Origin of the sequence: Streptomyces sp. DT2A-34, assembly GCF_030499515.1 — a bacterium.
In the GTDB taxonomy this organism is placed as follows: Bacteria; Actinomycetota; Actinomycetes; order Streptomycetales; family Streptomycetaceae; genus Streptomyces.
On the sequence record NZ_JASTWJ010000001.1, the window covers coordinates 6,572,282 to 6,599,280 of the forward strand.

The 26,999-nt window shown below is 72.2% G+C and carries 20 protein-coding genes and 2 pseudogenes; 12 read left to right on the top strand and 10 right to left on the bottom strand.

Annotated features, from left to right (window positions below; all coding sequences use genetic code 11):
- The first annotated feature begins 205 nt into the window (after positions 1-205).
- The 9 genes and pseudogenes from iolC to QQM39_RS29555 all read left to right on the top strand — a co-directional run bounded on the left by iolC (position 206) and on the right by QQM39_RS29555 (position 12,894).
- Positions 206-1,156 (top strand): 5-dehydro-2-deoxygluconokinase, encoded by a 951-nt coding sequence (gene iolC, locus QQM39_RS29515; RefSeq protein WP_302000590.1) that lies wholly within the window; start codon positions 206-208, stop codon positions 1,154-1,156.
- The gene (locus QQM39_RS29520) at positions 1,153-2,034 is read left to right on the top strand and encodes a deoxyribose-phosphate aldolase (protein ID WP_302000591.1); all 882 of its coding nucleotides are present in this window, start codon (positions 1,153-1,155) and stop codon (positions 2,032-2,034) included. Before iolC ends, QQM39_RS29520 begins: the two co-directional genes overlap by 4 nt.
- A gap of 79 nt (positions 2,035-2,113) precedes the next feature.
- A pseudogene (locus QQM39_RS29525) lies at positions 2,114-2,248 on the top strand (5-deoxy-glucuronate isomerase); the annotation flags it as partial.
- 62 nt (positions 2,249-2,310) lie between these two features.
- Positions 2,311-4,197, top strand: a complete 1,887-nt coding sequence (gene iolD, locus QQM39_RS29530) for a 3D-(3,5/4)-trihydroxycyclohexane-1,2-dione acylhydrolase (decyclizing) (protein ID WP_302000592.1) — start codon at positions 2,311-2,313, stop codon at positions 4,195-4,197.
- Positions 4,198-4,327: 130 nt separating this feature from the next.
- Positions 4,328-5,830, top strand: a complete 1,503-nt coding sequence (mmsA, locus tag QQM39_RS29535) for a CoA-acylating methylmalonate-semialdehyde dehydrogenase (protein WP_302000593.1) — start codon at positions 4,328-4,330, stop codon at positions 5,828-5,830.
- A gap of 217 nt (positions 5,831-6,047) precedes the next feature.
- A complete protein-coding gene (locus tag QQM39_RS29540; protein ID WP_302000594.1) occupies positions 6,048-7,436 on the top strand; it encodes an APC family permease in 1,389 nt (462 codons plus the stop codon).
- Positions 7,437-7,660: 224 nt separating this feature from the next.
- A complete protein-coding gene (locus tag QQM39_RS29545; RefSeq protein ID WP_302000595.1) occupies positions 7,661-10,318 on the top strand; it encodes a CocE/NonD family hydrolase in 2,658 nt (885 codons plus the stop codon).
- Positions 10,315-11,181, top strand: coding sequence for an ABC transporter permease (locus QQM39_RS29550; RefSeq protein ID WP_302000596.1), 867 nt, complete (start codon positions 10,315-10,317; stop codon positions 11,179-11,181). Before QQM39_RS29545 ends, QQM39_RS29550 begins: the two co-directional genes overlap by 4 nt.
- A 147-nt stretch (positions 11,182-11,328) precedes the next feature.
- Entirely contained in the window at positions 11,329-12,894 is a 1,566-nt protein-coding gene (locus QQM39_RS29555; RefSeq protein WP_302003770.1) for a VWA domain-containing protein, read from the top strand.
- Between the two features lie 16 nt (positions 12,895-12,910).
- Here QQM39_RS29555 and QQM39_RS29560 read toward each other — a convergent pair whose 3' ends face one another.
- Positions 12,911-13,516, bottom strand: coding sequence for a chorismate mutase (locus QQM39_RS29560; protein ID WP_302003771.1), 606 nt, complete (start codon positions 13,514-13,516; stop codon positions 12,911-12,913).
- 176 nt (positions 13,517-13,692) lie between these two features.
- On the bottom strand, positions 13,693-14,847 hold the full coding sequence (locus tag QQM39_RS29565; RefSeq protein WP_302000597.1) for a transposase: 1,155 nt from the start codon (positions 14,845-14,847) through the stop codon (positions 13,693-13,695).
- A gap of 73 nt (positions 14,848-14,920) precedes the next feature.
- Here QQM39_RS29565 and QQM39_RS29570 point away from each other — a divergent pair.
- Both QQM39_RS29570 and QQM39_RS29575 read left to right on the top strand, forming a co-directional pair.
- A pseudogene (locus QQM39_RS29570) lies at positions 14,921-15,517 on the top strand (long-chain fatty acid--CoA ligase); the annotation flags it as partial.
- A 145-nt stretch (positions 15,518-15,662) separates the two neighbouring features.
- Positions 15,663-16,913 (top strand): glycoside hydrolase family 26 protein, encoded by a 1,251-nt coding sequence (locus tag QQM39_RS29575; protein WP_302000598.1) that lies wholly within the window; start codon positions 15,663-15,665, stop codon positions 16,911-16,913.
- On the opposite strand, the gene QQM39_RS29580 is transcribed toward QQM39_RS29575, so the two are convergent.
- The 8 genes from QQM39_RS29580 to QQM39_RS29615 form a co-directional block, all read right to left on the bottom strand.
- Positions 16,910-18,025 carry a GNAT family N-acetyltransferase gene (locus tag QQM39_RS29580; protein ID WP_302000599.1) on the bottom strand — a complete coding sequence of 372 codons (1,116 nt, stop codon included), beginning with the start codon at positions 18,023-18,025 and terminating at the stop codon, positions 16,910-16,912. The genes QQM39_RS29575 and QQM39_RS29580 overlap by 4 nt on opposite strands.
- Positions 18,022-18,693 carry a lipopolysaccharide biosynthesis protein gene (locus QQM39_RS29585; RefSeq protein ID WP_302000600.1) on the bottom strand — a complete coding sequence of 224 codons (672 nt, stop codon included), beginning with the start codon at positions 18,691-18,693 and terminating at the stop codon, positions 18,022-18,024. The genes QQM39_RS29580 and QQM39_RS29585 overlap by 4 nt, the downstream gene beginning before the upstream one ends.
- Positions 18,693-19,832, bottom strand: coding sequence for a glycosyltransferase (locus tag QQM39_RS29590; protein ID WP_302000601.1), 1,140 nt, complete (start codon positions 19,830-19,832; stop codon positions 18,693-18,695). The genes QQM39_RS29585 and QQM39_RS29590 overlap by 1 nt, the downstream gene beginning before the upstream one ends.
- Entirely contained in the window at positions 19,829-20,521 is a 693-nt protein-coding gene (locus QQM39_RS29595) for a polysaccharide deacetylase family protein (RefSeq protein ID WP_302003772.1), read from the bottom strand. Before QQM39_RS29595 ends, QQM39_RS29590 begins: the two co-directional genes overlap by 4 nt.
- Positions 20,522-20,609: 88 nt before the next feature.
- Positions 20,610-22,265: a murein biosynthesis integral membrane protein MurJ gene (gene murJ / locus QQM39_RS29600; RefSeq protein ID WP_302000602.1), complete on the bottom strand. Its 1,656-nt coding sequence runs from the start codon at positions 22,263-22,265 to the stop codon at positions 20,610-20,612.
- Positions 22,266-22,300: 35 nt separating this feature from the next.
- Positions 22,301-23,614 carry an O-antigen ligase gene (locus tag QQM39_RS29605; RefSeq protein ID WP_302003774.1) on the bottom strand — a complete coding sequence of 438 codons (1,314 nt, stop codon included), beginning with the start codon at positions 23,612-23,614 and terminating at the stop codon, positions 22,301-22,303.
- Between the two features lie 48 nt (positions 23,615-23,662).
- Complete coding sequence (locus QQM39_RS29610) at positions 23,663-25,129, bottom strand: sugar transferase (protein ID WP_302000603.1); 1,467 nt, start codon at positions 25,127-25,129, stop codon at positions 23,663-23,665.
- On the bottom strand, positions 25,126-26,265 hold the full coding sequence (locus tag QQM39_RS29615; protein WP_302000604.1) for a glycosyltransferase: 1,140 nt from the start codon (positions 26,263-26,265) through the stop codon (positions 25,126-25,128). Before QQM39_RS29615 ends, QQM39_RS29610 begins: the two co-directional genes overlap by 4 nt.
- 423 nt (positions 26,266-26,688) lie before the next feature.
- Between QQM39_RS29615 and QQM39_RS29620 the strand changes: the two genes are divergently transcribed.
- Complete coding sequence (locus QQM39_RS29620; protein WP_367669705.1) at positions 26,689-26,991, top strand: hypothetical protein; 303 nt, start codon at positions 26,689-26,691, stop codon at positions 26,989-26,991.
- Positions 26,992-26,999: the final 8 nt, after the last annotated feature.

Sequence of the window (26,999 nt, forward strand, 5' to 3'; positions counted from 1 at the left end):
TACTTGCGACATGCGTGACAGGAAAGGTGCGTTTGTGACACAGCTGCCGCAAATGCACGCGGGCGCGAGGGTGCGGCGTTTTGGCAGACGCCGCCCCGGCCGGACCACGCACCCCAAAGGTCTGGTCCGAATGTCTGGACAAAACATTGACAGGGCTGTGTGCGGCGGACTACAAAGCCGGGAGAGCCGATACGAAGGGAACGCGATGGCCTACGACCTGATCACCATGGGGCGGATCGGAGTGGACCTCTACCCGCTGCAGACCGGCGTCCCGCTGCCGCAGGTCACGTCCTTCGGCAAGTTCCTCGGCGGCTCGGCGACGAACGTCGCGGTCGCCGCGGCCCGCCTGGGACGGCGTACCGCGGTGATCACCCGCACCGGCGACGACCCCTTCGGCACCTACCTGCACGAGGCCCTCCAGGGCTTCGGCGTCGACGACCGCTGGGTCACCCCGGTCCCGGGCCTGCCCACCCCGGTCACCTTCTGCGAGGTCTTCCCGCCGGACGACTTCCCGCTGTACTTCTACCGGCGGCCCAAGGCCCCGGACCTGGAGATCGACGCCCACGAGCTCGACCTGGACGCCATCCGCGACGCCCGTATCTTCTGGATCACCGGCACCGGTCTGAGCGAGGAGCCCAGCCGTACGGCGACGCTCGCGGCCCTCGCCCACCGAGCCAAGTCCGGTACGACGGTCTTCGACCTCGACTGGCGCCCCATGTTCTGGAGCGACCCGGACGCGGCCCGCCCCTTCTACGCCGAGGCCCTGAAGCACACCACCGTCGCCGTCGGCAACCTCGACGAGGTGGAGGTCGCGACCGGCGTGCGCGAGCCCCATGCCGCCGCCCGCGCGCTCCTCGACGCCGGCGTCGAGATCGCCGTCGTCAAGCAGGGCCCGAAGGGTGTCCTCGCCGTCAACAGCAAGGGCGACCAGGCCGAGGTCCCGCCCCTCCCCGTGAACGTCCTCAACGGCCTCGGCGCCGGTGACGCCTTCGGCGGCTCGCTCTGCCACGGCCTGCTGGAGGGCTGGGACCTGGAGAAGATCATGCGGCACGCCAACGCCGCCGGCGCCATCGTCGCCTCCCGCCTGGAGTGCTCCTCCGCGATGCCGACGCCGGACGAGATCGAGGCCGCCATCGCCGCGGGGGCCGTCAAGTGACCGTCGACATCGCGGAACTCGTCCGTCTCCGCACCCAGCGCCCCGAGGCGATCGCGGAGGCCGCCGCCCGCCGCACCCGGCGGTCCCTCCTCGGCGACTCCGGCCGGCTGATGATCGTCGCCGCCGACCACCCGGCCCGCGGCGCCCTCGGCGTCGGCGACCGGCGGCTCGCCATGGCCAACCGCGCCGACCTGCTCGAACGCCTCTGCCTCGCGCTGGCCCGCCCCGGTGTCGACGGCGTTCTCGCGACCGCCGACATCCTCGACGACCTGCTGCTGCTCGGCGCCCTCGACGGCAAGGTCGTCATGGGCTCCATGAACCGCGGCGGCCTCCAGGGCGCGAGCTTCGAACTCGACGACCGCTTCACGGGCCACCGCCCCGAGGACATCCAGCGCCTCGGCTTCGACGCCGGCAAGCTGCTCCTGCGCATCGACTACGACGACCCGGGCTCCCTCACCACCATGGAGTCCACCGCCCGCGCCATCGACGAGATGGCCGCACGCAGGCTCCCGGTCTTCGTCGAGCCGTTCATCAGCCGCCGCACCCCGGAGGGCAAGGTCGTCAACGACCTGGCCGCCGAGGCGGTCACCAAATCCATCGCCATCTCCTCCGGCCTGGGCGGCACCTCCGCCTACACCTGGCTGAAGGTGCCGGTCACCGACAACCCCGACGACATGGCCGAGGTCATGGCGACCTCGACGCTCCCGGCCGTGCTGCTGGGCGGCGAGGTCGGCGACGACCAGGACGGGGCATACGAGAAGTGGCGGGGCGCTCTCCAACTGCCCACCGTGCGGGGCCTGGTGGTCGGCCGTTCACTGCTCTACCCGGCGGACGGGGACGTTGTCGCCGCGGTGGACACTGCCGTAGGACTGCTGTGAGGTCCCCATGTCCACGAGCCGTACGTTCGACCAAGAACGACCCGTACATGCACGACGCGTAGTTCCCCGTCGGCTCTCCCCGCGGAGCGCCGGCGCACAGATCGCCTCCGGCGCGGGTGGCCGCTTTGCTTTGGCAGGAGCGAAGTGCGAGCGAAGACTCCCCGCCCGCTACGGCCCCGCGCCGGAGGTCCGTCGAGTCGTACGGGGCGGTGGAGCCGTACGGGAGTGGTGGATCTGCTTCCATCCGGCCCACGTAGAAGGCACAGGGGGTTATCGATGACCTCAACGACGAGGCTCACGGTCGCACAGGCGCTCGTCCGCTTCCTGTCCGCCCAGTACACCGAGCGCGACGGCGTACGACAGCGCCTGATCGGCGCCACCTGGGGCATCTTCGGCCACGGCAACGTGGCCGGGATCGGCCAGGCGCTGATCGAGTACGGCGATGAGATGCCGTACCACCAGGGCCGTAACGAACAGGCCATGGTGCACGCGGCCGTCGGTTACGCCCGCCAGTCCAACCGTCTCTCCACCCACGCCGTGACCACCTCCATCGGCCCCGGCGCGACCAACCTCGTCACCGGCGCCGCGCTCGCGACCATCAACCACCTCCCGGTCCTGCTCCTCCCCGGCGACATCTTCGCCACCCGCCCCGCCGACCCGGTCCTGCAGCAGCTCGAAGTGCCGTACGCGGGCGATGTGTCGGTCAACGACTGTCTGCGCCCGGTGTCGAAGTACTTCGACCGGATCACCCGGCCGGAAGCCCTGATCCCCTCCGCCCTGAACGCCATGCGCGTGCTGACGGACCCCGTCGAGACCGGCGCCGTGACGCTGGCGCTCCCGCAGGACGTGCAGGCCGAGGCGTACGACTGGCCGGACGAGTTCTTCGCCGAGCGCACCTGGGTGGTCCGCCGGCCGGGCGCCGACCCGACAGAACTCGCCCAGGCCGTCCGGGCGATCAGGTCCGCCCGCAGGCCCCTGGTCGTCGCGGGCGGCGGCGTCCACCACAGCCGCGCCGAGGAAGCGCTCGCCGAGTTCGCGGAGGTCACCCGCATCCCGGTCGCCTCCACCCAGGCCGGAAAGGGCTCCCTGCGCTTCGACCACCCCCAGGACGTCGGCGGAGTCGGCCACACCGGCACCGCCACCGCCGACGAACTCGCCCGCACCGCCGACCTGGTGATCGGCGTGGGGACCAGGTACACCGACTTCACCACCGCCTCCGGCACCCTGTTCAGCAACCCGGACGTCCGCTTCCTCAACCTCAACATCGCGCCCTTCGACGGCCACAAGCTCGCCGGGATGCCGCTGATCGCGGACGCCCGCACCGGCCTGGAGGAGCTGACCGGGAGGCTGGAGATGCACGGCCACCGGGTCGCCGACTCCTACGTCACCGAGTACACCGAGGACAAGGACCGCTGGGAGCACCGCGTCGACGCCTGCTACGAGGCGGACGAGCCCGACGTACGCCCGACCCAGCCGCAGGTCCTGGGCGCGCTGGACGCGATCGTCGACGAGTCGGACGTGATCATCAACGCGGCCGGTTCCCTCCCCGGCGACCTGCACAAACTCTGGCGGGCGCGCTCGCGGGACCAGTACCACCTGGAGTACGGCTACTCCTGCATGGGCTACGAGATCCCGGCCGCCATCGGCGTGAAGATGGCCGCCCCGGAGCGGCCCGTGTGGGCGCTGGTCGGCGACGGCACCTATCTGATGATGCCGACGGAGATCGTGACGGCCGTGCAGGAGGGCGTCGCGATCAAGGTGTTGCTCGTGCAGAACCACGGGTACGCGTCCATCGGCGGACTGTCGGAGGAGACGGGCGCCGAGCGCTTCGGTACGGCGTACCGGTATCGCGCGGAGGACGGTGCCTTCACGGGCGCCCCGCTCCCCGTCGACCTGGCCGCCAACGCCGCGAGCCTCGGCATGCGGGTGCTGCGCGCGAAGACCGTACGGGACCTGCGCGAGGCGCTCGCTCAGGCCCGCGCGGCCGACACTCCCACATGTGTCTACGTCGAGACCGAAACGGCAGACACTGTGTCGGGCCCGCCGCCCGCGCAGGCCTGGTGGGATGTTCCTGTGGCCGAGACCGCGACCCGAGCGTCGGCGGTCAAGGCGCGTGAGCTGTACGAACGGCACGTCTCGACCCGACGCCGCCATCTGTGCTGAATCTCCCGGGGGCTGCATTCGATGTGCGGCTACCGCCGCGCGGCCCCCGGACCCCCAGCAGAAAAGCAGGTTGGCCGCCGTGACCGGCGCGGACATCGCGAGGCACACCTGAGTGAAGGAGTATCTGGGCATGACGAAGATCGTCAACCACTGGATCGGCGGCAAGACCGCCGAAGGCGCGTCGGGCACGTTCGGGCCGGTCACCGACCCGGCGACCGGCGCGGTCACCACGAAGGTCGCGTTCGCCTCGGTCGACGAGGTGGACGCGGCGGTCGCGGCCGCCAAGGAGGCCTACGTGACCTGGGGCCAGTCCTCGCTGGCCCAGCGCACCTCGATCCTGTTCAAGTTCCGCGCGCTGCTGGACGCCAACCGGGACGCGATCGCCGAGCTGATCACCGCCGAGCACGGCAAGGTGCACTCCGACGCCCTCGGTGAGGTGGCGCGCGGTCTGGAGATCGTCGACCTGGCCTGTGGCATCAGCGTGCAGCTGAAGGGCGAGCTGTCGACGCAGGTCGCGAGCCGGGTGGACGTCTCGTCGATCCGGCAGCCGCTGGGTGTCGTCGCGGGCATCACGCCGTTCAACTTCCCGGCGATGGTGCCGATGTGGATGTTCCCGATGGCCATTGCGTGCGGCAACACCTTCGTGCTGAAGCCGAGCGAGAAGGACCCGTCGGCCTCCATCAAGATCGCCGAGCTGCTGGCCGAGGCCGGCCTGCCGGACGGCGTCTTCAACGTCGTCCACGGTGACAAGGTGGCCGTCGACCGCCTCCTTGAGCACCCGGACGTCAAGGCGGTGTCGTTCGTCGGCTCGACCCCGATCGCCCGCTACATCCACACCACCGCCTCCGCCAACGGCAAGCGCGTCCAGGCCCTGGGCGGCGCCAAGAACCACATGCTGGTCCTGCCGGACGCCGACCTGGACGCGGCCGCCGACGCCGCCGTATCGGCCGCTTACGGCTCCGCGGGCGAGCGCTGCATGGCCATCTCCGCCGTCGTCGCGGTCGGCGCCATCGGCGACGAGCTGGTGGAGAAGATCCGCGAGCGCGCCGAGAAGATCAAGATCGGCCCCGGCAACGACCCGACCTCCGAGATGGGTCCCCTGATCACCGCCGCGCACCGTGACAAGGTGGCCTCCTATGTCACGGGCGCGGCGGCCGAGGGAGCCGAGGTGATCCTCGACGGCACCGGCTACACGGTCGACGGCTTCGAGGACGGCCACTGGATCGGCATCTCGCTCCTCGACAAGGTGCCGACCAGCGCGAAGGCGTACCAGGACGAGATCTTCGGCCCGGTCCTGTGCGTGCTGCGCGCCGAGACGTACGAGGACGGCGTGGCGCTGATCAACAGCTCGCCGTTCGGCAACGGCACCGCGATCTTCACCCGGGACGGCGGCGCCGCCCGTCGCTTCCAGCTGGAGATCGAGGCGGGCATGGTCGGCGTGAACGTCCCGATCCCGGTCCCCGTCGGCTACCACAGCTTCGGTGGCTGGAAGGACTCGCTCTTCGGCGACCACCACATCTACGGCAACGACGGCACGCACTTCTACACCCGCGGCAAGGTCGTCACCACCCGCTGGCCGGACCCGGCGGACGCCCCCTCCGGCGTCGACCTGGGCTTCCCGCGCAACCACTGACACCGAGCGTCGCTACCGGCGCCGGCGTCCGGGGCCGTCCGCATCGCGGACGGCCCCATTTTTCTGCGGGCACGCGCTGCGGTTCCCGCACGTCCGGAAGTCGCCCTGAGGGTGGCCTTGATGCGACGCTAACGCGCGTAAAGTCGATCTCCAGCAACGAATTCCGTAGGTAAACACCCATTGACGTGACGGTTTCCGTCGATGTTGCATCCCCCTCGTGACCGACACCCTCACCCCAGTCGAGGGCGCCGTCGTCGAGGCGTCGGACAGCCCTCAGAAGCTCAAGCGCTCGATCGGCGTCATCGGCGGCACCCTGCTCACGCTCTCCTGCGTGACCCCCGCCTCCACCCTCTTCGTGGTCGTCCCCGACCTGTTCGGCTCGCTCGGCACCGCCACCGCCCTGACGATCGCCATCGGCTCCCTGCTCTGTATCGCCGTGGCGTTCTGCTACTCGGAGCTGGGCACCCTGATCCCCAGCGCGGGCGGCGAGTACGCGATGGTCTCCACGCTGGCCGGACGGCTCGCGGGCTGGCTGGTCTTCGTGCTCTCCCTGCTGGTCGTCATGATCGTCCCGCCGGTGATCGCGATGGGCACGGCCGACTACCTCGCCCCGATCGTCCACCTCGACCCGTCCATGGCCGGTGCCGGCGTCATGCTGCTCGCCACCCTCGCCGGCCTGCTCGACCTGCGCGCCAACGCCTGGATCACCGGCGTCTTCCTGGTCCTGGAGGTCATCGCGGCGGCCGTCGTGGCGGTGCTGGGCTTCGCGCACGCCGAGCGCGGCCCCGGCAGCCTGGTCTCGATGGAGGTGGCCGGCGCGGACGGCCGTACCGACACCGTGACGGCGCTGCTGATCGTCTCCGGCCTCGCGATCGCCCTCTTCGTCACGCAGGGCTTCTCGACCGCCGTCTACCTCTCCGAGGAAATGGAGAACCCGCGCCGCAACGTCGCCCGCACGGTCCTCGCCACCCTCGGCATCTCCGCCGTGATCATCCTGGTCCCGGTCGCCGCCATCACCCTGGGCGCGTCGAACCTCGACGAACTGACCGGCGGCGACATCAGCACCATGGTCACCGCCTGGTCCAACTCCGCCGTCGGCACCTTCGTCAGCCTCTGCGTGGCCCTCGCGATCATCAACGCGGGCATCGTCATGGTCATCCAGAACTCCCGCGTCCTGTTCGCCTCGGCCCGCGACAAGGCCTGGCCCGAGCCGGTCAACAACGTCCTCGCCAAGCTCGGCCGCTTCGGCTCCCCGTGGGTCGCCACCCTCACGGTCGGCGTCCCCGGCGCCGCCCTGTGCTTCGTGAACCTCGACACCCTGTACGGCATCACGGGCGTCTCGGTGACGGGCATGTACCTGCTCGTCGCCATCGCCGCACTGCTGTCCCGCCGAGGCGCCCACCAGCACACGTCCGCCTGGCGTATGCCGCTGTGGCCGGCGATGCCGGTGCTGCTGATCGTGGTGCTGGTGTACATCCTGAGCCGGCAGGAGACGAGTTACCTGCTGTGGACGGGCGGCATAACGGCCGCAGCGACCCTGTACTGGGCGCTGTACCTCCGCCCCCGTAGGGAAACCCGCTGGTTGGTATCGATCCCGGAGGCGTGAGCGCGCCCCATAGGGGCGCGGGGCTGTACCGATTTGCGGCTCCGCCGCGTGGGCGCGACAAGCCCCGACGAACCCGCACCCGGCAGACCACAGGACGGCCCGAGCTCTCCCCCGCGCTACCACGAACGCGGTAGACAAATCCCCCGCCGTACCCCCACGGAAGGGCCCGGGATTCAGCCCCCGGTCGATAACTGTCCGACAGGTTCACCCCGTACGGTTGAAGCATGGATCTTCGACTGCCCGCCCTGCGAGGGCGCGTACGGAGGCCGCGACGGTGGCTCGCCGCCGCGGCCTCCGTCGTCGTCCTCGCCGGCGCCGGTACATGGACGGCCGTCGCCGACGACGACGCGCCACAGGTGCGCCGCGCCGACCGGGTCATGGACATGGGAGACGGGGTACGCGTCGACACCTCGTACTTCACGTCGGGTCCCTCCGGACGCCGCCCGGCCGTCCTGCTGGGACACGGCTTCGGCGGCAGCAAGGACGACGCACGGCAGCAGGCGGAGGACCTCGCCCGGGACGGCTACGCCGTACTGACCTGGTCGGCCCGCGGCTTCGGGAAGTCCACCGGCAAGATCGGGCTGAACGACCCCAAGGGCGAGGTCGCCGACGTCTCCAAGCTGCTCGACTGGCTGGCGAAGCAGCCCCAGGTCGAACTCGACAAGACCGGCGACCCGCGGGTCGGCATGGCGGGCGGCTCCTACGGCGGCGCCATCGCGCTGCTCGCCGCCGGCCACGACGCCCGGGTGGACGCCATCGCCCCGGCGATCACGTACTGGAACCTCGCGGACGCCCTGTTCCCGAACGGCGTCTTCAAGAAGCTCTGGGCGGGCATCTTCGTCAACTCCGGCGGCGGCTGCGACAAGTTCGAGACGCGGATCTGCGAGATGTACGACCGGGTCGCCGAGTCCGGCACCCCGGACGCCGAGGCCCGCACCATGCTGGAGGAGCGCTCGCCGTCCGCGGTCGGCGACCGCATCGACGTGCCCACCCTGCTGATGCAGGGCCAGACCGACTCCCTCTTCCCGCTGGACCAGGCCGACGCCGCCGCGAAGGCGATCCGCGCCAACGGCGCGCCCGTGGACGTCGACTGGATCGCGGGCGGGCACGACGGCGGCGACATGGAGACGGGCCGGATCCAGGAGCGCGTGAACTCCTGGTTCGACCGCTACCTCAAGGACGACAAGAGCGTCGACACCGGCCCCGCCTTCCGCGTCACCCGCACCCTCGGCGCCGGTACCGGAGACGGCGAGACCCGGCTGAGCGGCGTGAGCGAGGACGAGTACCCCGGCCTGGAGGGCAGCGCGCGCTCGATCGCCCTCACCGGGCGGGAGCAGAGCTTCGCCAACCCGGCCGGCGCCAACCCGCCCGCCGTGTCGGCCCTGCCCGGATTCGGCAGCGCCGGCGGCCTCGCCCAGCTGTCCTCGCTCGGCATCGGCGTCTCCCTCGACTTCCCGGGCCAGTTCGCCGCGTTCGAGTCGGCGCCCGTCCAGGAGGACGTGCAGATCACCGGGTCGCCCAAGGTCACCGTCCATGTGAGGTCCACCAGCGACGACGCGGTGCTCTTCGCCAAGGTGTACGACGTCGGCCCGGGCGGCCAGGGCGCGCAGGTGCTGCCCTCGCAGCTCGTCGAGCCCATCCGCGTCGAGGGCGCGAAGGCCGGCAAGGACGTCACGATCACCCTCCCGGCGATCGACCACGAGGTCGACGACGGCCACCGCCTGCGCCTGGTCCTCGCCTCCACCGACCTCGGCTACGCCTCACCGGCGGCCCCGGCGACGTACACCGTCTCCCTCAAGGGCGACCTGAAGGTGCCGACGTCGCTCGGCGACACGAACGGGCCGGCGTCGCTGCCCGCCTGGGTGTGGTGGCTGCCGCTCACCGGCGCCCTGATCGCGCTCGCACTGCTGGTGACCGGACGCCGCCGGACCGCGGCACCCGCCGCGCCCGACCCGGAACTGGCCGAAGTGCCGCTCCAGATCACGGACCTGAGCAAGCGCTACGCCAAGTCCGCCGACCGTTACGCCGTCAAGGACCTGTCCTTCCGGGTGGAGAAGGGCCAGGTGCTCGGCCTGCTCGGCCCGAACGGCGCTGGCAAGACGACGACCCTGCGCATGCTGATGGGCCTGATCAAGCCGGACGGCGGCGAGATCCGCGTCTTCGGCCACGCGATCGCGCCGGGCGCCCCCGTGCTCTCCCGCGTCGGCGCCTTCGTCGAGGGCGCGGGCTTCCTCCCGCACCTGTCCGGCCGGGAGAACCTGGACCTGTACTGGCGTGCCACCGGCCGCCCGCCCGAGGACGCCCACCTGGACGAGGCCCTGCAGATAGCGGGACTCGGCGACGCGCTCGCCCGCGCGGTGCGCACCTACTCGCAGGGCATGCGCCAGCGCCTCGCCATCGCCCAGGCCATGCTCGGCCTGCCGGACCTGCTCATCCTCGACGAACCCACCAACGGGCTCGACCCGCCGCAGATCCGCGAGATGCGCGAGGTAATGATCCGCTACGCCGCCGCCGGGCGCACGGTCATCGTCTCCAGCCACCTCCTCGCGGAGGTCGAGCAGACCTGCACCCACCTGGTCGTGATGGACCACGGACAGCTCGTCCAGGCGGGCCCGGTCGAGGACATCGTCGGCTCGGGCGACACCCTCCTCGTGGGCACCGCCACGCCCGTGGAGGAGCCCGTCCTGGAGAAGGTCGCCGCCCTGCCCGGCGTCGCCTCCGCCGTGCGCGCCGACGAGGGCCTGCTGGTCCAGCTCGACGCCGACGGCACCCCGCAACGCCTGGTCGCCGACCTCGTACGACTGGACGTGCCCGTGCGGTCGGTCGGCCCGCACCGCCGCCTGGAGGACGCCTTCCTCACCCTGATCGGAGCCGAAGCATGAGCAAGCTCGCCGAGCCGCCCGTCGAGGTCGCCGACGGCTACCGCGCGGGCCGCACCCTGCCCGTGCGGGTCGAGCTGGTCCGGCAGCTGAAGCGGCGCCGCACGCTCGTCATGGGCGGCATCCTGTTCGCCCTGCCGATCGTCCTGCTCGTCGCCTTCCAGGTGGGCGGCGAGCCGGGCCAGGGCAACGCCCGCACGAACCTCATGGACACGGCCACGGTGTCCGGGGCCAACTTCGCGGCCGTCAACCTCTTCGCCTCCGCGGGCTTCCTGCTCGTCATCCCCGTGGCGCTGTTCTGCGGGGACACGGTCGCCTCGGAGGCGAGCTGGTCGTCCCTGCGCTATCTGCTCGCGGCGCCCGTGCCCCGGGGCCGGCTGCTGTGGTCCAAGCTCGCCGTCGGACTGAGCCTCAGCCTGGCCGCGCTCGTCCTGCTCCCGGTCGTCGCCCTCGCCGTCGGCACGGCGGCCTACGGCTGGGGCCCGCTCCAGCTGCCCACCGGCGGCGCCCTGGACACCGGCACCGCGGCGCAGCGCCTGCTGATCGTCGTCGCCTACATCATGGTGTCCCAACTGGTCACCGCCGCCCTGGCGTTCTGGCTGTCGACCCGGACGGACGCACCGCTCGGCGCGGTCGGCGGCGCGGTGTTCCTGACCATCATCGGCAACGTCCTCGACGAGGTGACGGCCCTCGGCGACTGGCGCCACTTCCTGCCCGCGCACTGGCAGTACGCCTGGCTCGACGCCGTGCGGCCCCAACTGGACTGGTCCGACATGATCCAGGGCACGTCCCTGTCGGTAACGTACGCCCTCGTGCTGTTCGCGCTGGCCTTCCGCGGTTTCGCCCGCAAGGACATCGTGTCGTAGGTCAACGGAAGATCACCCACCGGTCTCGACAGGCGGCCTCCGTGCCCTCTTCGAGACTCATCCGCAACGCTCCGTAGCGCACGTTCCGGCCCCCTGGCCCGTCACAGTCACAGAAGTCGACGTCAACGGACCAAGGGAGCACGGATGATGGAGCGGTACCGCATACGAAGGCTGCGCGCCGCCCTGCTCGCACTCACCGCGGCAGGCGGCCTGCTGCTCACCGGCTGCGGCGCCGGAGAGGGCAGCGACAGCGGGGGCCACCAGGCGGAGGACGGCAGCAACGGCGCCTTCCCCGCCCCCGACTACGACAGCGGCGGCGGAACGGGCGAGCAGAAGGACACCGACGGCTCCGACGACACCGACGACCCGGACTCCCGCGAGTTCGCGCCCGCCCCCGACTACCTCTCCACCTTCGCCCTGGACGTCGACACCGCCTCCTACGGCTACGCCCGCCGCACCCTCGCCGAGGGCCGGCTGCCCGACCCGTCGACGGTCCGCCCCGAGGAGTTCGTCAACAGCTTCCGCCAGGACTACGACCGCCCCGACGGCAACGGCTTCACGGTCACCGTCGACGGCGCCCGCACCGACCGCGAGGACTGGTCCCTGGTCCGCGTGGGCCTGGCCACCCGCCCCGCCGCCGACGCCGGGGAACGCCCGCCCGCCGCCCTCACCTTCGTCATCGACATCTCCGGCTCCATGGCCGAACCGGGCCGCCTCGACCTCGCCAAGGACTCCCTCGGCGTCATGACGAACCGACTCCGCGACGACGACTCGGTCGCCATCGTCACCTTCAGCGACGAGGCCGAGACGGTCCTGCCGATGACCCGCCTCGACGGCAACCGCGACGACATCCACGACGCGATCGACAGCCTGGAGCCCACCGACTCCACCAACCTGGGAGCGGGCATGGAGACGGGCTACGAAACGGCCGAGGAGGGTCTTCGAGAGGGCGCCACGAACCGCGTCGTACTCGTCTCCGACGCCCTGGCCAACACCGGCGACACCGACGCGGACACCATCCTCGAACGCATCGCCTCCGAACGCCGCGAACACGGCATCACCCTCTTCGGCGTCGGGGTCGGCAGCGACTACGGCGACGCCCTCATGGAACGCCTGGCCGACAAGGGCGACGGCCACACGGTCTACGTCTCCGACGAGGACGACGCCCGGAAGGTCTTCTGCGACGACCTCCCCCGCAACATCGACCTGACCGCCCGCGACGCCAAGGCCCAGGTCGCGTTCGACCAGGCCACCGTCTCCGACTTCCGCCTCATCGGCTACGACAACCGCCAGGTCGCCGACGAGGACTTCCGTGACGACAGCGTCGACGGCGGCGAGATCGGCCCCGGCCACACGGTCACCGCCCTCTACGCCGTCCACACCAGGCCCGGCACCTCAGGCCACCTCGCCACGGCGAGCGTCCGCTGGCTCGACCCGAAGACCCGCGCCCCGCACGAGGAGTCGGGCCGCCTGGAGACCGGCGCCCTGCACGACTCCCTGGGCGACGCCTCCCCGAGGTTCCAGGTGACCGCGACCGCCGCCTATTTCGCCGACGTCCTGCGCGACGGCGACGACCCCCGCAGCTCCCTGCCCGGTGCCCCGTCCCTCCGCGAACTCAAGGAGACCGCCGAGGACCTGGCGAAGAAGACGGAGGACGGCGCGGTGCGCCGGCTCGCCGAGACCATCGGCCGGGCGGACCGGGCGATGGACTGAGGCACGCGCCGGCGGTTCAGCCCGCGCAGACCGAGGGCAGCGCCCGCACGAGCCCCTCCTCGTGCAGCGCGTCCAGCTCATGGCCGTACGCGGACCGGACGGCGGCGACCCCCAGCCGAGGCTCGCACGACGGCGACGTCCGCAGCCGCCGGGTGTCCTTCAGGGCGTCCAGCACCTGCGTGGTGATGCGGTCGAGCACCGGGCGCACCTCCTTGACCAGGTCCGGTCGCTCGGTGGGCCGCTCCTCGGGATGCGCGTCCCAGCGCGCGTACAGCCCGCGCTGCACCAGCTTGTTCGCCTCGATCTGGTCCCGGAAGACGGCCCGCACCGCCTCCGGGTCCAGCCCGAGCCCGGTCGCCCGCGCGCCGACGTCGTCCAGGATCTGCTGCTCGCGCACCGGGTCGTCGATCGGCTTGTCCGTGCCGTACTTGGCGGCGGCCACCTTGTCGGCGACCAGCAGCCGCTCGGCGAACAGGTCGGTCAGCGGGGTGAGTCCGGGGGCGACGGCGGCCGCGCGAACCGGAGGCGAGGTGTGGGCGGCGGCCGGTGCGGCGCCGGCGAGGGACACGGCCGCGACGGCGCAGACGGCGACCAGGGCGGACCGGAGACGTCGGGAGTGCATCGGGGACTGCACAGGGGTTCCTTCCGTGGGGGGCGTACAGCAATGTACAGATGCCCACTCCTTTGCGACGTCCCGACCCATTGACCTTCCGTTACGCACGAGGAAGTTGACCTCTCGGTAGGTTTGACCGGGCACCGGGAGCCGTCATGGGCGTACGCAAGGACGTCAACCGCCTGCTAAGTCAGCGGGCTTGCGCAACGGGCATCACTGGCGGTGATGCTGCGTTCGCGTCCAACCCCGCCCGGGCGTGTGCCCTCCGGTGGGGCAGGGGCCGTTGACTCGGCCCCGCGTCGCCACAACTCCCACGCGCGGGCGCGGATGTTGCGGGAGCCGTTCCGGTCCGCGTGCGCAACGACGCCGCAGGACCGGCACGCGAACCAGGCCTGGGAGACCCGGTTCGCCTTGTCGATGTGGCCGCACTCGGCGCAGGTGCGGGAGGTGTACGCCGGATCGACGTACACCAACGGCACTCCCGCTCGGCGGGCTTTGTACGCGATGAACTGCCCCAGCTGGGCGAACGACCAGCTGGAGTGGGTGGCCCGTTGGGGCTTGCGAAGCCGTACCCGCTCGCGGATCCCTGTGAGGTTTTCCAGGGCGATTCCGCGACCGGTGCGTTCTGCCTCGGCCACCACATGTTTCGCGATCTTGTGGTTGATGTCCTTCGCCCGCCGTGCCTCCTTGCGTCGTCGCTTCTTCAGACGCCGTTTGGCGGACGGAGTGTTCCTCTTCTGCAGCGCGATGCCCAGGTCGACTCCAAGGAAGTCCACCGGCTCAGTGCTCGGCGGCACTTCGGGAACCTCACAGGTGGCCAGCAGAAACCACATGCCGTCCCGGCACACGAGATCGGACTCGCCCTTGCGATACAGCGCCAGTGTGGCCAATTGCTCTGGGCCGGCGGTGAACGCCACGTCCTTCACCCGGCCGTACACGGTCCAGATCGACACCCGGCGCTCCGTGATCTGCCAGGACAGCATCCGGTCGTCGTACGGCTGTGCGCTCTCAGGTCGGAAAGCGACAGGCTTCTCGTTGGCCTTCCGGTACCGCTTGGAGCCGGGCATGCCCAGGTTCCCGGCCCTCAGATTCGCCTTGAGAGTGGCGTACGCGTCACACGTCTTCTTGATCACATGCTGGGCCGCCTGCGCCCCCAGCCCCCAACGCGCCTTCGCTTCGTCGTAGGTGAGCCTGCGAAGCGCGAAGTTATTCTTCACATCCTTTTCGAAGGCGATCTGGCTGGCCCACGTCGCCGCCTCATTGCAGGCGCGCAGGGTCGCCTGAAGCGCCGTCGCCTGAACGGGTTTCAACAGCAGCTTTACCTGCACAACCAGCTTCACACCCGCGATGCTACCCGGCCTTTCATATCTCCATATTCGAACATGGAAAACCCGAGTCTTCGCGTTTAGCTGCCCCGGCGCCGCCGTCCGCATCGCCGACGACGGCGAGGTGCTCATCAAGGGCGGCATCGTCTTCGGCTCGTACTGGAACAACCCGGCCGCCACCGACGCCGTCCTGCGGGACGACTGGTTCGCCACCGGCGACCTCGGCTCCCTCGACGAGGACGGCTACCTCACCATCACCGGCCGCAAGAAGGACATCCTCGTCACCTCCGGCGGCAAGAACGTCTCCCCGGCCGTCCTGGAGGACCGCCTGCGCAGCCGCCCGCCCGTCGGCCAGTGCGTCGTCGTCGGCGACAACCGCCCCTTCGTCGCCGCCCTGATCACCCTCGACCCGGACGCGGTGACCCACTGGCTCGCCGTACGCAAGATGCCCACCGACACCCCGCTCGCCGAGGTGATCCAGGACCCCCGGATGCGCGCCGACGTCCAGAAGGCCGTCGACTACGCCAACGAGGCCGTCTCCCGGGCCGAGTCGATCCGCGCGTTCACCCTGGTCGAGGGCGAGTTCACCGAGGACAACGGCATGCTCACCCCGTCCCTGAAGGTCAAACGGCACGCGGTGACGGCGGCGTACGCGCGGGAGATCGAGGAGCTGTACGGCAACTGAGGGCCCCTCAGCGGCACACACCCCCGGCGCTCGCCGGGTCACTCGTGCGGGCGATCCCTGCCAAGCCACCGTACTCAATCGGTGGAATAAGCGTATATATGCCCATGAGTCATCAATGAGGGAGGAGCCGCCCGAGGGAGGATGCATGGCCCCTGACCACCGCCGGTCCGTCGTCAGGCGGCTGGCGTCCATCACCGCCGCGATGGCCGTGTCGGCGGTTCTCGTTCCGGGCCCCGCCTTCCCCGCCGGGGCCGCATCCCACCCCGACCCGCCGCGCCCCGCGCCGGACGCCGGGCACTCGCCTGAGGAAAGGATCGCGCGCCTGCCCGCGTTCGGCGCGTACCTCCACTACGGGCCCGCCGGACTGGAGCGCATGAAGGAGCTCGGCCGCTGGCTGGGCGGCCACGAACCGCGCGTGGGGCACACGTATCTGCCGGGGGACCTGTGGCGCAACATCGAGGGCGGACACGGCTTCCTCGACAGCTGGGCCGAGTGGCGGCAGGACAAGGCCGACCGGATGCTCGTGCTCAACGTCCCGATGATGGAACGCAACGAGGAGAACGTCCCCGACGCGGAGGTCAGGCACCTGCTGCGGCGCGCCGCGGACGGCGAGTTCGACGACCACTTCGAGGTGCTCGCCGAGCGGCTGGTCGATCTCGGTGTGCAGGACACGGTCATCGTGCTCGGCTGGGAGATGAACGGCGTCACCTACACCCATCGCTGCGCCCCCGACCCGGAGAGCTGGAAGGAGTACTGGAGGCGCATCGTCACCGTCATGCGCTCGGTCCCCGGACAGGACTTCAGGTTCGACTTCGCCCCGAGCCGGGGCAGGGACGCCATTCCCTGGACCCAGTGCTATCCCGGCGACGACTTCGTCGACATCGTCGGCATGGACGCCTACGACCAGCCACGCGGACTCAGCTTCGACGAGCAGGTGTCCGAGCCCTACGGCCTGCAGCACCACGTGGACTTCGCGCGGGCGCACGACAAGCCGATCTCGTATCCCGAATGGGGCCTGTTCCGCAACGGCGACAACATCAGGTGGATGCTGCGCATGCTCGCGTGGATGGACGAGCACAAACCGCTGTACAACACGATCACCGACTACTGCCCGCACGGCGTCTGGCTGTGCTCCGACAATCCCCGCGCCTCCGCCCTGTACCGCCTGCTGCTGTCCAGCCCCTTCGTCCCGGAGCCGGAACCACACCCGGAACCGGGGCCGCGACCGCGGCCGGAACCGGAACCGGAACCGTCGGCCCCCGTCCCGACCGCGCCCACGACGCCCACACCGATGCCCTCCAAGCTGCCCTACTGCACGCCGCTGGACCTCGCGCAGTGGTCCGGGCAGCAGATCGGCGGCAGACCCACCGCCTGCCTGCAGGGGGCGGAGCGCTAACGGCGACCGGGCGGACCGGCGTTCGGGCGCAGGACCTGCTTGGCCCGGTGCCGCGCGGCCGCCTCGCCGGCCGCGGCCGCCAGCAGCGGGACGGTGCGGCGCCGGGCCAGCAGAAAACGCTGGTTGGGGACCGTCTCGGGGTGCCAGCGGTACTTGTACGGTTCGTCGCCGCGCAACAGGCTCAGCACCCGGGGCCCGCCGCCGGACGCGAGGCGCTCGGTGGACGCGTGCAGCAGCATCGCCGTCACGTCCACCTTCCGCTCCTCCCGCAACCGCGGGTGAAAGCCGTACAGGTACGTGCCCGCCAGCCGTCCTGACACCACGTTCAGATTGACCGCCACCACCTCCCCGTCGAGCCGGAACTGCGTCACCGCCGCCTCGCCGGACCGGGCCATGGGGACCACCGAGCGGACCAGGTGCTCCAGGAACCGCGGCCGGGCGTGCTCCGGCGACATCCCCCGGCCCTGCCACTGCAGTCGGTGCAGTGCGAGGAGCCGGCGCAGCGCGTCCCCGGCGTCGTCGGGGCTCACGTCGTGCCACTCGACGCCGAGCCGGGCGAGCCGGTTCACCTTGTTGCGGACCCGCTGGGCGTGCCGCGACGACAGCCGCTCGACCAACTCGCCCATGGGGACGGCCGGCAACTCCAGGCACACGGAGTCGCGCACCCGGTGACGCGGGCCGCGCCAGCACAGGTAGACCCGCTCCATCGCACCGCCCGGCCGCACCTCACGGAAGTCGATCAGGGCGGTGCGCGCCATGTCGGCCAGGGCGTCCGCCAGCGCCCCGGCGCCCTGAGGGGCCGCCGCCGCGTCGATGAGCACATCGCAGAAGTCGGTGATGGCACCGCCGATCGGCACCAGCGCCGGCAGCGGGCGACGCACCCGCATCAGCGGGGCCACCGCCACCAGTTCACCGCCCCTGCGCACCAGGACGAGCCGCAGCCTGCCGGGGCTGCCGTACGACAGCCACCACGAGTGCAGCCAGGCATGGCTCTGGAACGGCGTCGCCGACGGGCACGCCCGGTACAGGCGGTCCCACTCCCCGGCCAGCTCCGCGAAGGCGCGCTCCTCGGTGCACACCTCCACCGACAGCGCACGGCCGGAGGCGGTCATCCAAGCGTCCCGCGGGCTTCGGCGGCGTTGGCCGGGCCGGGTACGGAGGCCACGCACCGGTCGTCGTCCTCGGCGGGCCGCCGCGGCCGGGCCAGCAGCGCGAGGCCGCCCAGCAGACCTCCGGCGCTCGCGCCGACGAGCGAGGTCAGCGCCGGTGACGCGGACGACGGCTCGGTGGGCTTCAGGGCACGGGCGAGGCGCTCCAGCTTGATGCCGGTGTCGGCCTTGGTGTGGTCCGCCTGCGTCACCAGCGCGCGGGACACGGCGTTGGCCATGTCGACGGCCTGGGCGGGCTTCGACGAGGTCGCCGAGACCGCGACCATCGGCGCGTCCGGCGACGTCGCGACCTGCACGCTCTCGCGCAGCGTCGCGACCGGAACGCCCGCCCACATCTGGGCGTCCCCGAGCACCGCGAGCTGGGGGGCCACCCGGCCGTACGCCTGTGCGAAGCCGAGCGCATCGGTGCAGTCGGCCTCGGTCTCGCCGGTCGCCACCGCGACGACGGAGCTGGTCGCCGTGTACTGCGGCGGCCTCAGCTGGCCGTACGCGCCGCCGGCCACGGCACCGAGCAGCGCGCCGGCGGGCAGCAGCCACCACGAGGGCCGCCGCTTCACAGAGGTGCCCGTACGGTCGGACAGCGGGGCACGCTGATCGGGGTTGTCGGTCATCAGGAACTCACTTCCAGGGTCGAGCCGGACAGAGCGGCCGTGTACAGATCCATCAGCTGCCGGGCGGTGCACGCGATGTCGTAGCGGCGTACGACGTCCGGGGCGGTCCGCTCGCCCGGCCCTGCCGCTCGCAGCCGCAGCAGTTCACGTACGTACGCTTCGGTGCCGCCCGTGACGCGCCGGGCACCGGGTGCCGCGTCCGGCGGCAGGTCCTCGACGGCGGGGCAGCTCGCGTACAGCACGGGGAGCCCGGCCGCCAGGGCCTCCACCACGGCCAGGCCGAAGCACTCCTCCGGCGACGGCGAGGCGAGCACGTCCATCGCGGACAGCAGGGCGACCAGGTCGGGTGCGTCGTCACCGGGGTCGGGCAGATACGGCCGCTCGCCGGTCAGCACCAAGCGGTCCGCGACCCCCAGCCCCAGGGCGATGCGCCGCAGCGGCCACTGAGCGGGGCCGTCGCCGACCAGCAACAGCCTCACATCACCCGGGAGTTGGGTGAGAGCCCGGACGAGTACGTCGAAGTGCTTGCCGGGGGCGAGGCGCCCCACACCCCCGACGACGTACGCGTCGTCCGGCAGCCCGTAGAACGCCCGTGCCTCCCTGCGGCGCGCCTCGTCGAAGCGGAACCGGGGCGCGTCGATGCCGTTCGGGATGACCCGGATGCGCGGTCCGGGCACACCCCAGTGCCGCAGCCGCTGCGCCACCGTCGGCGAGACGGCGACCGTGGCGCGGCCGAGGCGCTCGCCGGCCAGGTACAGCGCGCGGACGCCCCCGGTCAGCGGCCGGCCCTCCAGCCGGGTGGCGCCGATGGAGTGCTCGGTGGCCACGACGGTCCGGACTCCCGCGAGCCGCGCCGCGATCCGGCCGTAGAGGCAGGCCCGGTACAGGTGGGTGTGGACGAGGTCGTAGCCGCCGGCGCGGATCAGCCGGGCCAGGCGCGGCAGTGCGCGCAGGTCGCGGTTGCCGTCCATCCCGAGGTGGGTGACGTGGACGCCGTCGGCGGCCAGGCCCGCGGCGACCGGGCCGGGGTTGGTCAGCGCCACCACGTCGCACTGCGCGGGGAGATGCCGCAGCAGGAGCCGCAGTTGCTGTTCCGCCCCGCCCACGCCGAGGCCGGTGATGATGTGCAGGGCCCTCACACGGCCTCCAGGGCACGGCCGTAGAACCGGGCCAGGCGCCGCTTCAGCTCCAGCCGCACCGAGGTGTCCGCCTCCCCGAGGTGGATGCGGGGCAGCGCGAAGTCGCCGGAGCCGGCCGGGCCGGGGTCGATCGCGCAGGCGTAGCGGTAACCGGCCCGGCGTACGGCGTCGGCGGCACGCTCGTCGAGACGGCCGTACGGGTAGCAGAACCCCTCGATGTCCTCGCCGACGATCCCGGCGAGCCGGTTCCGGCTGTCGTTGACCTCGCTGTGCAGCACCTGGTCGGTGGCCTCGGTCAGATCGACGTGGGTCAGGCCGTGCGAGGCGATCTCCATGCCCGCGGCCACGGCTCGGCGGATGCCGTCGGCGTCGAGCAGCGGCTTGCGCGGGCCGGTCGGCTCCCACGCGTTCGCGCCGCCGAGCCGCCCGGGCAGCACGAACACGGTCGCCGTGAAACCCCGGCGGCGCAGCACGGGCAGGGCGGCGGTGACGAAGTCGGTGTACCCGTCGTCGAAGGTGAGCCCCACCAGCCCGCCCTCGGCGCCACGGGCGCGCGCCGCGAGCAGCTCACGGACGCTCACCCCGCGCAGGCCGCGGCGGGCCATCCAGGTGAGCTGCCGCTCCAGGCGCGCGGGCGTGACGGTGACGTTGTACGGGTCGTCCCGGCAGTCCGAGACGGAGTGGTACATGGCCACCCAGGCGGCGGGGCGCCGCTTTCGGCGTCCTTCCGCGATCGGTGGGGGAGCGGGCTCGTCCGCGCGTGGCGCGGCGGAGATGTCAGTGACCATGGCGGGGCTTTCGTGTGACGGAGCGACGGAACGAATGCGCGACGGAACGTGCGACGGAAAGGAGCAGGGACCGGGCGTCGGCCGTGTCGAGGATCCAGGTCAGCAGCAGGAAGACGGCGGTCACGCAGGTGCCGCAGACGGCGACGGCCGCCACGGGCGAGGCGAACATCCCCGCGCAGACCAGCCCGGCTCCGGTGGCGCACACGGCCGCGTACACCGGTCCGGCCAGTCCGGCGACGACCCGGCGCACGCGCACGGGCACGGTGCGCGGGCCCAGGCCGTGCAGCAGGAGCAGCGCGGTGAGGGTGATGCCGGCCGCGTTGGCCCCGGCGATGCCGCGCGCCCCCCAGGGACCCACGGCCCAGACACTGAGGACGACGGTGGCGAGCGTGCCCGCGCCCATCGCGCCCAGCGGGTACCAGGTGGTACGGCCGGTCGAGAAGTACGACTGGACGAGCGCCCCCACCAGCGTGTGCCCGAGCAGCCCGACCGCGTACACCCGCATGACGGCGGCGGTCGCGGCGGTGTCCTGGGCCGTGAACGCGCCGCGCTGGAACAGGAGTTGGGTGATCTGCGGCGCGCAGGCCACGACCACGGCGGCGCCGAGCAGCACCAGACAGGCCGTCAGCACCAGGTCCCGCTCGACCCGGTCCCTGGCCCGCCGCGTGTCGCCGTCGGCGAGGGCCCGCGCCACCACCGGGAAGGTGACGACGCACACCATCAGCGACAGCGACATCGGCAACTGGGCGACCTTCTGGGCGTAGTTGAGGTGCGAGATGGCACCGGCGGGCAGCCCGGAAGCGAAGTAGCGCTCGATGAGGACCTGCGACTGCCGGCACAGGGCGAAGAGCAGGACCGCGCAGACGAGGCCGACCGCGAGCCGCCGACCCCCGTCCCCGTCGTACGGCGCCCCGGACGCGGACCGGCCAAGCCGCCCGGCGATCCGCCGCCACAGCGACGGTGCCTGTACGGCGGCCATGAGGCACCCGCCGAGCGCGACCCCGAGAGCGGCGGAGCGCACGCCCCAGCGGGCGGCGAGCACGACCATCGTGGCGATGATCGCGGCGTTGTACGCGATGTAGATCGAGCCCGGCGCGAAATAGCTGCGGTGCGCCCGCAGCGCCGCGCTGCAGTACCCGGCCAGCCCGAAACTCAGCACGCAGGTCGCGGTCAGCCGGGTGCAGGACACGGCCAGGGACGGGTCGGGCAGCCCGGGCGCGAGGACGGAGACCAGCAGCGGCGCCCCGGCCGCGAGCAGGGCGGCCGCGCCGGCGAGGGCGAGGCACAGCCGCGGCAGCGTGGCGGCGACCAGGGCCTGCACGGGGTCGGGGGCGCCGATGCCGCCCGCCCGCCGGGCCAGCGCCATGCTGAACGCCGGTACGAGCACGAACGCCATACCGTCCTCGATCAGCAGCGTCGACGCCATCTCCGGCAACGTCCAGGCCACCAGAAACGCGTCGGTGTCCGCCCCGGCCCCGAAGAGGTGCGCCAGCGCCTGATCCCGCCCCAGCCCCAGCAGCGCCCCGACCATCGACAGCGCGGCGGACAACAAGGTCGCCCTGGCGAGAAAGCGCCCCGAGGGGGCCGCCCCGGGGCGGGGCCCTGCCGTATCGCCCTTGCCTCCGTCGAGGAGCCCGGCGTCCATGCCGGGAGCGTCGCCGGGCGGCACCGGGCGGAGCCTCATCGCGGGCCCGCTTCCGCGGCCGGGGGCGTCGTCGCGTCGCGTGCCAGCGCCCACCAGGCGGCGAGGCCGAAGCAGATCGCCGTAAGGACGGTGGAGGGCCCGCCGATGTCGGCGTACAGGAAGTTGACGAGCTGCCACAGCAGCAGCCCGCAGGCCGGGAGCGCGCAGTCCCGGCCCACGCGTCCGCTCCGCCGCAGCCGGCGCAGTGCGCACACCAGCAGGGCCAGCCAGCCGCCCGCCACCGTGAGCAGCCCCAGCAGGCCCTGCTCGCTGAGCAGCAGCAGGTACATGTTGTGCGGGGACAGCAGGGGCTGGCGCCGGAAGGCCTGGCCCGCTCCCTGAGTGTCGCTGCCCGACGACAGCGCCAGCGAGGCATGGCCGTCCCGGTGTGCGGGAAAGGCCTTCAGCCCCACGCCCGTCACCGGGTGCCCGCGCCACATGTCGGCGGCCGCCGCCCACATGGTGTACCGGTCGACGACCGACTGGTCCGGCGCCTCGGCGACCTGCGTGATGCTGGTCAGCCGCTCCTGCAACGCCGCGGCGCCCACGCCGAGCCCTCCCACCAGCACCACCGAGGCCGCCACCGCCGCCGCGAACACCTTCACCGCGAGCCGCACCCCGGCCAGCACCAGCTGCGCCCCGCAGGCGACCGCCGTGGCGATCCAGGCACCCCGGCTGAAGGACAGCGCGAGCGGCACGAGCAGCACCAGCGCACATCCGACCGCCACGGCCCGCTGCCGCCGCGCCCGCGTCCCGAGGGCGAGACCGGTCGCCGCCACCACGCCGCAGGCGACGACGCTCGCCATCCCCATCACGTCGGACGGCCCGAACGTGCCCACCGCCCGGATGTCCGCTCCCTGGTACAAGGCCCCGGTCCCGGTGAGGTACTGGCGCACCCCGACCGCGCCCTGCCACAGCGCGAGGCCGACCAGGGACCACAGCACCAGCCGCGCGCCCCGCCGGTCACGCACCAGCAGCACCACCGCGACCGGGACGAGCACGAACACCTGCAGGTAACGACCCAGTCCCGCAATCGCGTCGCCGGTGGTCAAGGCCCCCGCCGCGGCGACCGCGATACCCACCACGGGCAGCCCCAGCACGACAGCCGCCGTCCGCGTCAGCGGGCGCCGCGCCCGCCGTACGGTGTCCACGACCGCCCACAGCACGAGCAGCCCCGAGGCCGCGTCGGCGGGTGTGGCGGCGCTGTCCGGTGCGACCGGCAGCCCCAGCAGGACGACGACCGCCACGACCGGCAGGACGGACACGACGGATCCGGCCCGCCGCGACGGCGACGGCGGCGGCGCCGGCAGCGGCGGTGCGAGCGGGGGAGAGGCCGCCGAGGAAGTACTCACCGGTGCTCAGCTCCCCGTCGGCCGTACGAACTGTGCCGCCGTGCGCAACAGGATGCAGACGTCCTGCCACAGCGACCAGTTGTCGATGTAGGCGTTGTCGTAGCGGCACCGGTCCTCGATCGAGGTGTCGCCGCGCAGCCCGTGGATCTGGGCGAGCCCGGTCATCCCGGTGCGCATCCGGTGGCGGGCCGGGTAGCCCGGATGGGCCTGGCTGAACTTGGCGACGAAATAGGGCCGTTCGGGCCTCGGGCCGACCAGGCTCATGTCACCGCGGAAGACGTTCCACAGCTGCAGCAGCTCGTCCAGCGAGGTCCGGCGCAGGAAGTGGCAGAAACGGCTCATGTCCTGCTCGTTGGCCACACTCCAGCGGGTCGCCGCCTCGTGCGCGCTGGCGGGCCGGTGGGTGCGCAGCTTCAGCATCGTGAACGGCCGCCCGTCCTTGCCGATCCGCTCCTGCCGGAACACCACGCCCGGCCCCTCCATGACCCGCAGCACGACCCCGCACACCAGCAGCACCGGGCCGGCCAGCACCAGCAGCGAGCCCGAGAGCACCACGTCCAGCGCCCGCTTGCCCACGCTGCCGCGCCGCCGTCCGCCCCTCGGCCACAGCAACCTCCGCGAGAAACCGGCCAGATGCCCCACCCCCTGGCGGCCCCCGCCGAGTCCGTACCAGGGGGAGTCGGCGTCCAGCTCCCACAGCACACATCCGTACGCGGCCAGCCCCCGCAGCACAGCGGCCTTCTCCACCCGGGTCGCGGCCCCCACGACGAGCACCGTCTCCACACCGTTCTGGACGAGCGCCCGACGCGCGTCCTGCGCCGTGGTGAGTACCGGCAGACCGGGCTCGTCGTCCATGGCACCGAGGACTTCCGGGGTGTCGGCCACGACACCCACCGGCCGTACCCCGCAGTCCGGTCGGCGCAACAACGCGGCCGCGACCCGCCGGGCCTCCGTGACCGGCCCGACCACCAGGGCGGGACAGGGCCTGCGCCGCAGTGCCCGGCGCCGACCGCCGTGCACCGCCGCACGGCCCGCGCAGGCCGCCACGCAGTGCACGGTGACCGCGACGACCAGCACGGTCATCGACAGCGACCGCAGCGGCGACAGCGCCACGACGGCCGCCCAGCCGACGGCGATCCGGCCACAGACGGCCGGGAGTTCGTCGAACACGCCGGGGACGACCGAGGTGTCGTACAACGAGGCCCGCCGGTTCAGACCGATCACACCGAGGGCCAGCAGCGCGAAGACCAGCGGATACCTGTGCGGCGCGGGCACGACCAGGGCGCCCAGCAGGCCGGCGCCGCCGTCGACGAGCCCCAGGAGCGCCCCGGAGACCCGCCGCGGACGCCGGGCACCCCGCCCGGCGGGCGCCCGGGGTCCCGCGGCGAGGCCGCGCGGGCCGAGAACGGAGCCGGCGCCCTCGGGCGCCGGCTGCTGCCCCGCGGGCGAGGCGACGGTGCTGTCCGCGGTCATGGGGTGATGTACTTCCTGCCCTCGTCGGTGACGACCGACGTGGTGGCGAAGCCGAGCAGCTCGCGGTACACATCGGTCACTGCGTCCGTGGCGCGCCGCAGGTCGTGGGCAGCGAGCACATGGGCCCGGCCCCGTGCGCCCAGCGCCGTGCGCAGCGGTTCGTCCCCAAGCAGTGCCGTGAGCGCCCGGGCCAGCGCACCGGGGTCCTCCGGCGGCACCAGGCAGGACGGCGGACGGCCGGGCGGAAGGCTCTCGCGCGCCCCGGCCACATCCGTGACGACGACCGGCCGACCGCACGCCATGGCCTCCAGCGGGGCGAGCGCCATGCCCTCCCAGCGGGACGGCAGGACCACCACGTCGGCGGCCCGGTACCAGGGGGCGGCGTCGGACGTCGCGCCGGCGAACTCCACCGACGCGGGCGCCCCCGAGCGCAGCCGGTCCGCGTCCGGACCGTCGCCGACCAGCACCAGCCGGGCGCCGGTCACCTGCCGTGCCACTTCGGGCCAGGCCGCCAGCAGCACGTCCTGCCCCTTCTGGCGGCACAGCCGGCCCACGCACACCACGAGCGGCCTCGCCCCGGACCGGGCTCTGGCTCCCTCCGGCCGGAACCTGTGGGTGTCCACGCCGTTGGGGACCACCCGCCACGCGGCGCTGATCCCGCACCGCTCCCCGGTACGCCGCTCGGCCTCGCTCACACACAGAACGCGCGTCGCCCACCGCGCCCCGAGCCGCTCCCAGCCCCGCGCCAGGTGCGCCACGACACCGTTCGCGGCCTCGAACGACCAGGCGTGCGGCTGGAAGACGGTCGGAAGGCGGCCGCGCACCGCGAGCCGGGCCGCGAGCCCGGCCTTCGCGCTGTGCGCGTGCACCAGGTCCGGCTGCACCTCGCCCACCAGCCGCGCCAACAGCCGCACCTCGCCCGGAAGCCGGGGCCCCGGTGAGCGGGTGGCGTCCCAGCGGAGCACCGTGCATTCCGGCCCGCGCAGGGCGTCCGCCAGCGTGCCGCCCTCGGGACAGGCGACCGTCACGCGCAGCCCTTCGGCGAGCTGTGCCGTCGCCAGGTCCGTCACGACCCGCGCGACTCCGCCCTCGACGGGCTGGGCGACATGCAGAATGTGCGGCACGGAACTGCGCATGAGCGAGGCTGCCCTTCCGAAGGAGAGAGTCCGAACCAGCAACACGATGTGTGGCTCGCGTTCGGCTTCCTGGAGTCATGGGACGAGCAGCACCAGCCACTTATCCATATTTATCTGCCAACCGGCCAACGGTGTCGGAATGATCGCGTTTTCTGAGTGGTTTCTCGTACGGGACCACCCGTTTGGGGCCATGGGCCGTTCGGGGTGACCGGCGGGTGATCACATGATGTGAAACTCCCGCACCCGCGGCGCAGCGGGTCTTTTCGTATGAGTTCCTGGAACTTGTCGGCAGCAGAGTTTCCACCGGGATCCCCTCTCGTTAGCCCAGGAGAACCGAGACCGAGTCACTCGCGACGCGCCAGGCGCGAAATCCCTTCCGGCGGACGCGAGTTACGGAAGTCGAGTCCCCACGAAAGGAACATGATGAAGAACCTGAAGGCTGCTGCCGTCGTCGTCGGCTCCCTCGCTGTCGCCGGAGTCGCCGGCCCCGCCGCCGCGGTGGACATGCCGGCGTCGGGCCTCGTCGACAACGGGAAGACCGTCGCCCGCAGCCTCCCCAACGCCGCCAAGCTGCCGACGGGCTACGTGGGCAACAACGTGAAGCGCACGGCGGACGGCGTGAAGCAGGGCGTGAAGAAGTCCTCCGTGGTGAAGACCCCCGTCTTCGGCGGCACCCTGCCGAACCCCGTCGACGGCCAGCTGCTCGGCGGACTTCCGATCAGGTAGGCGATCAG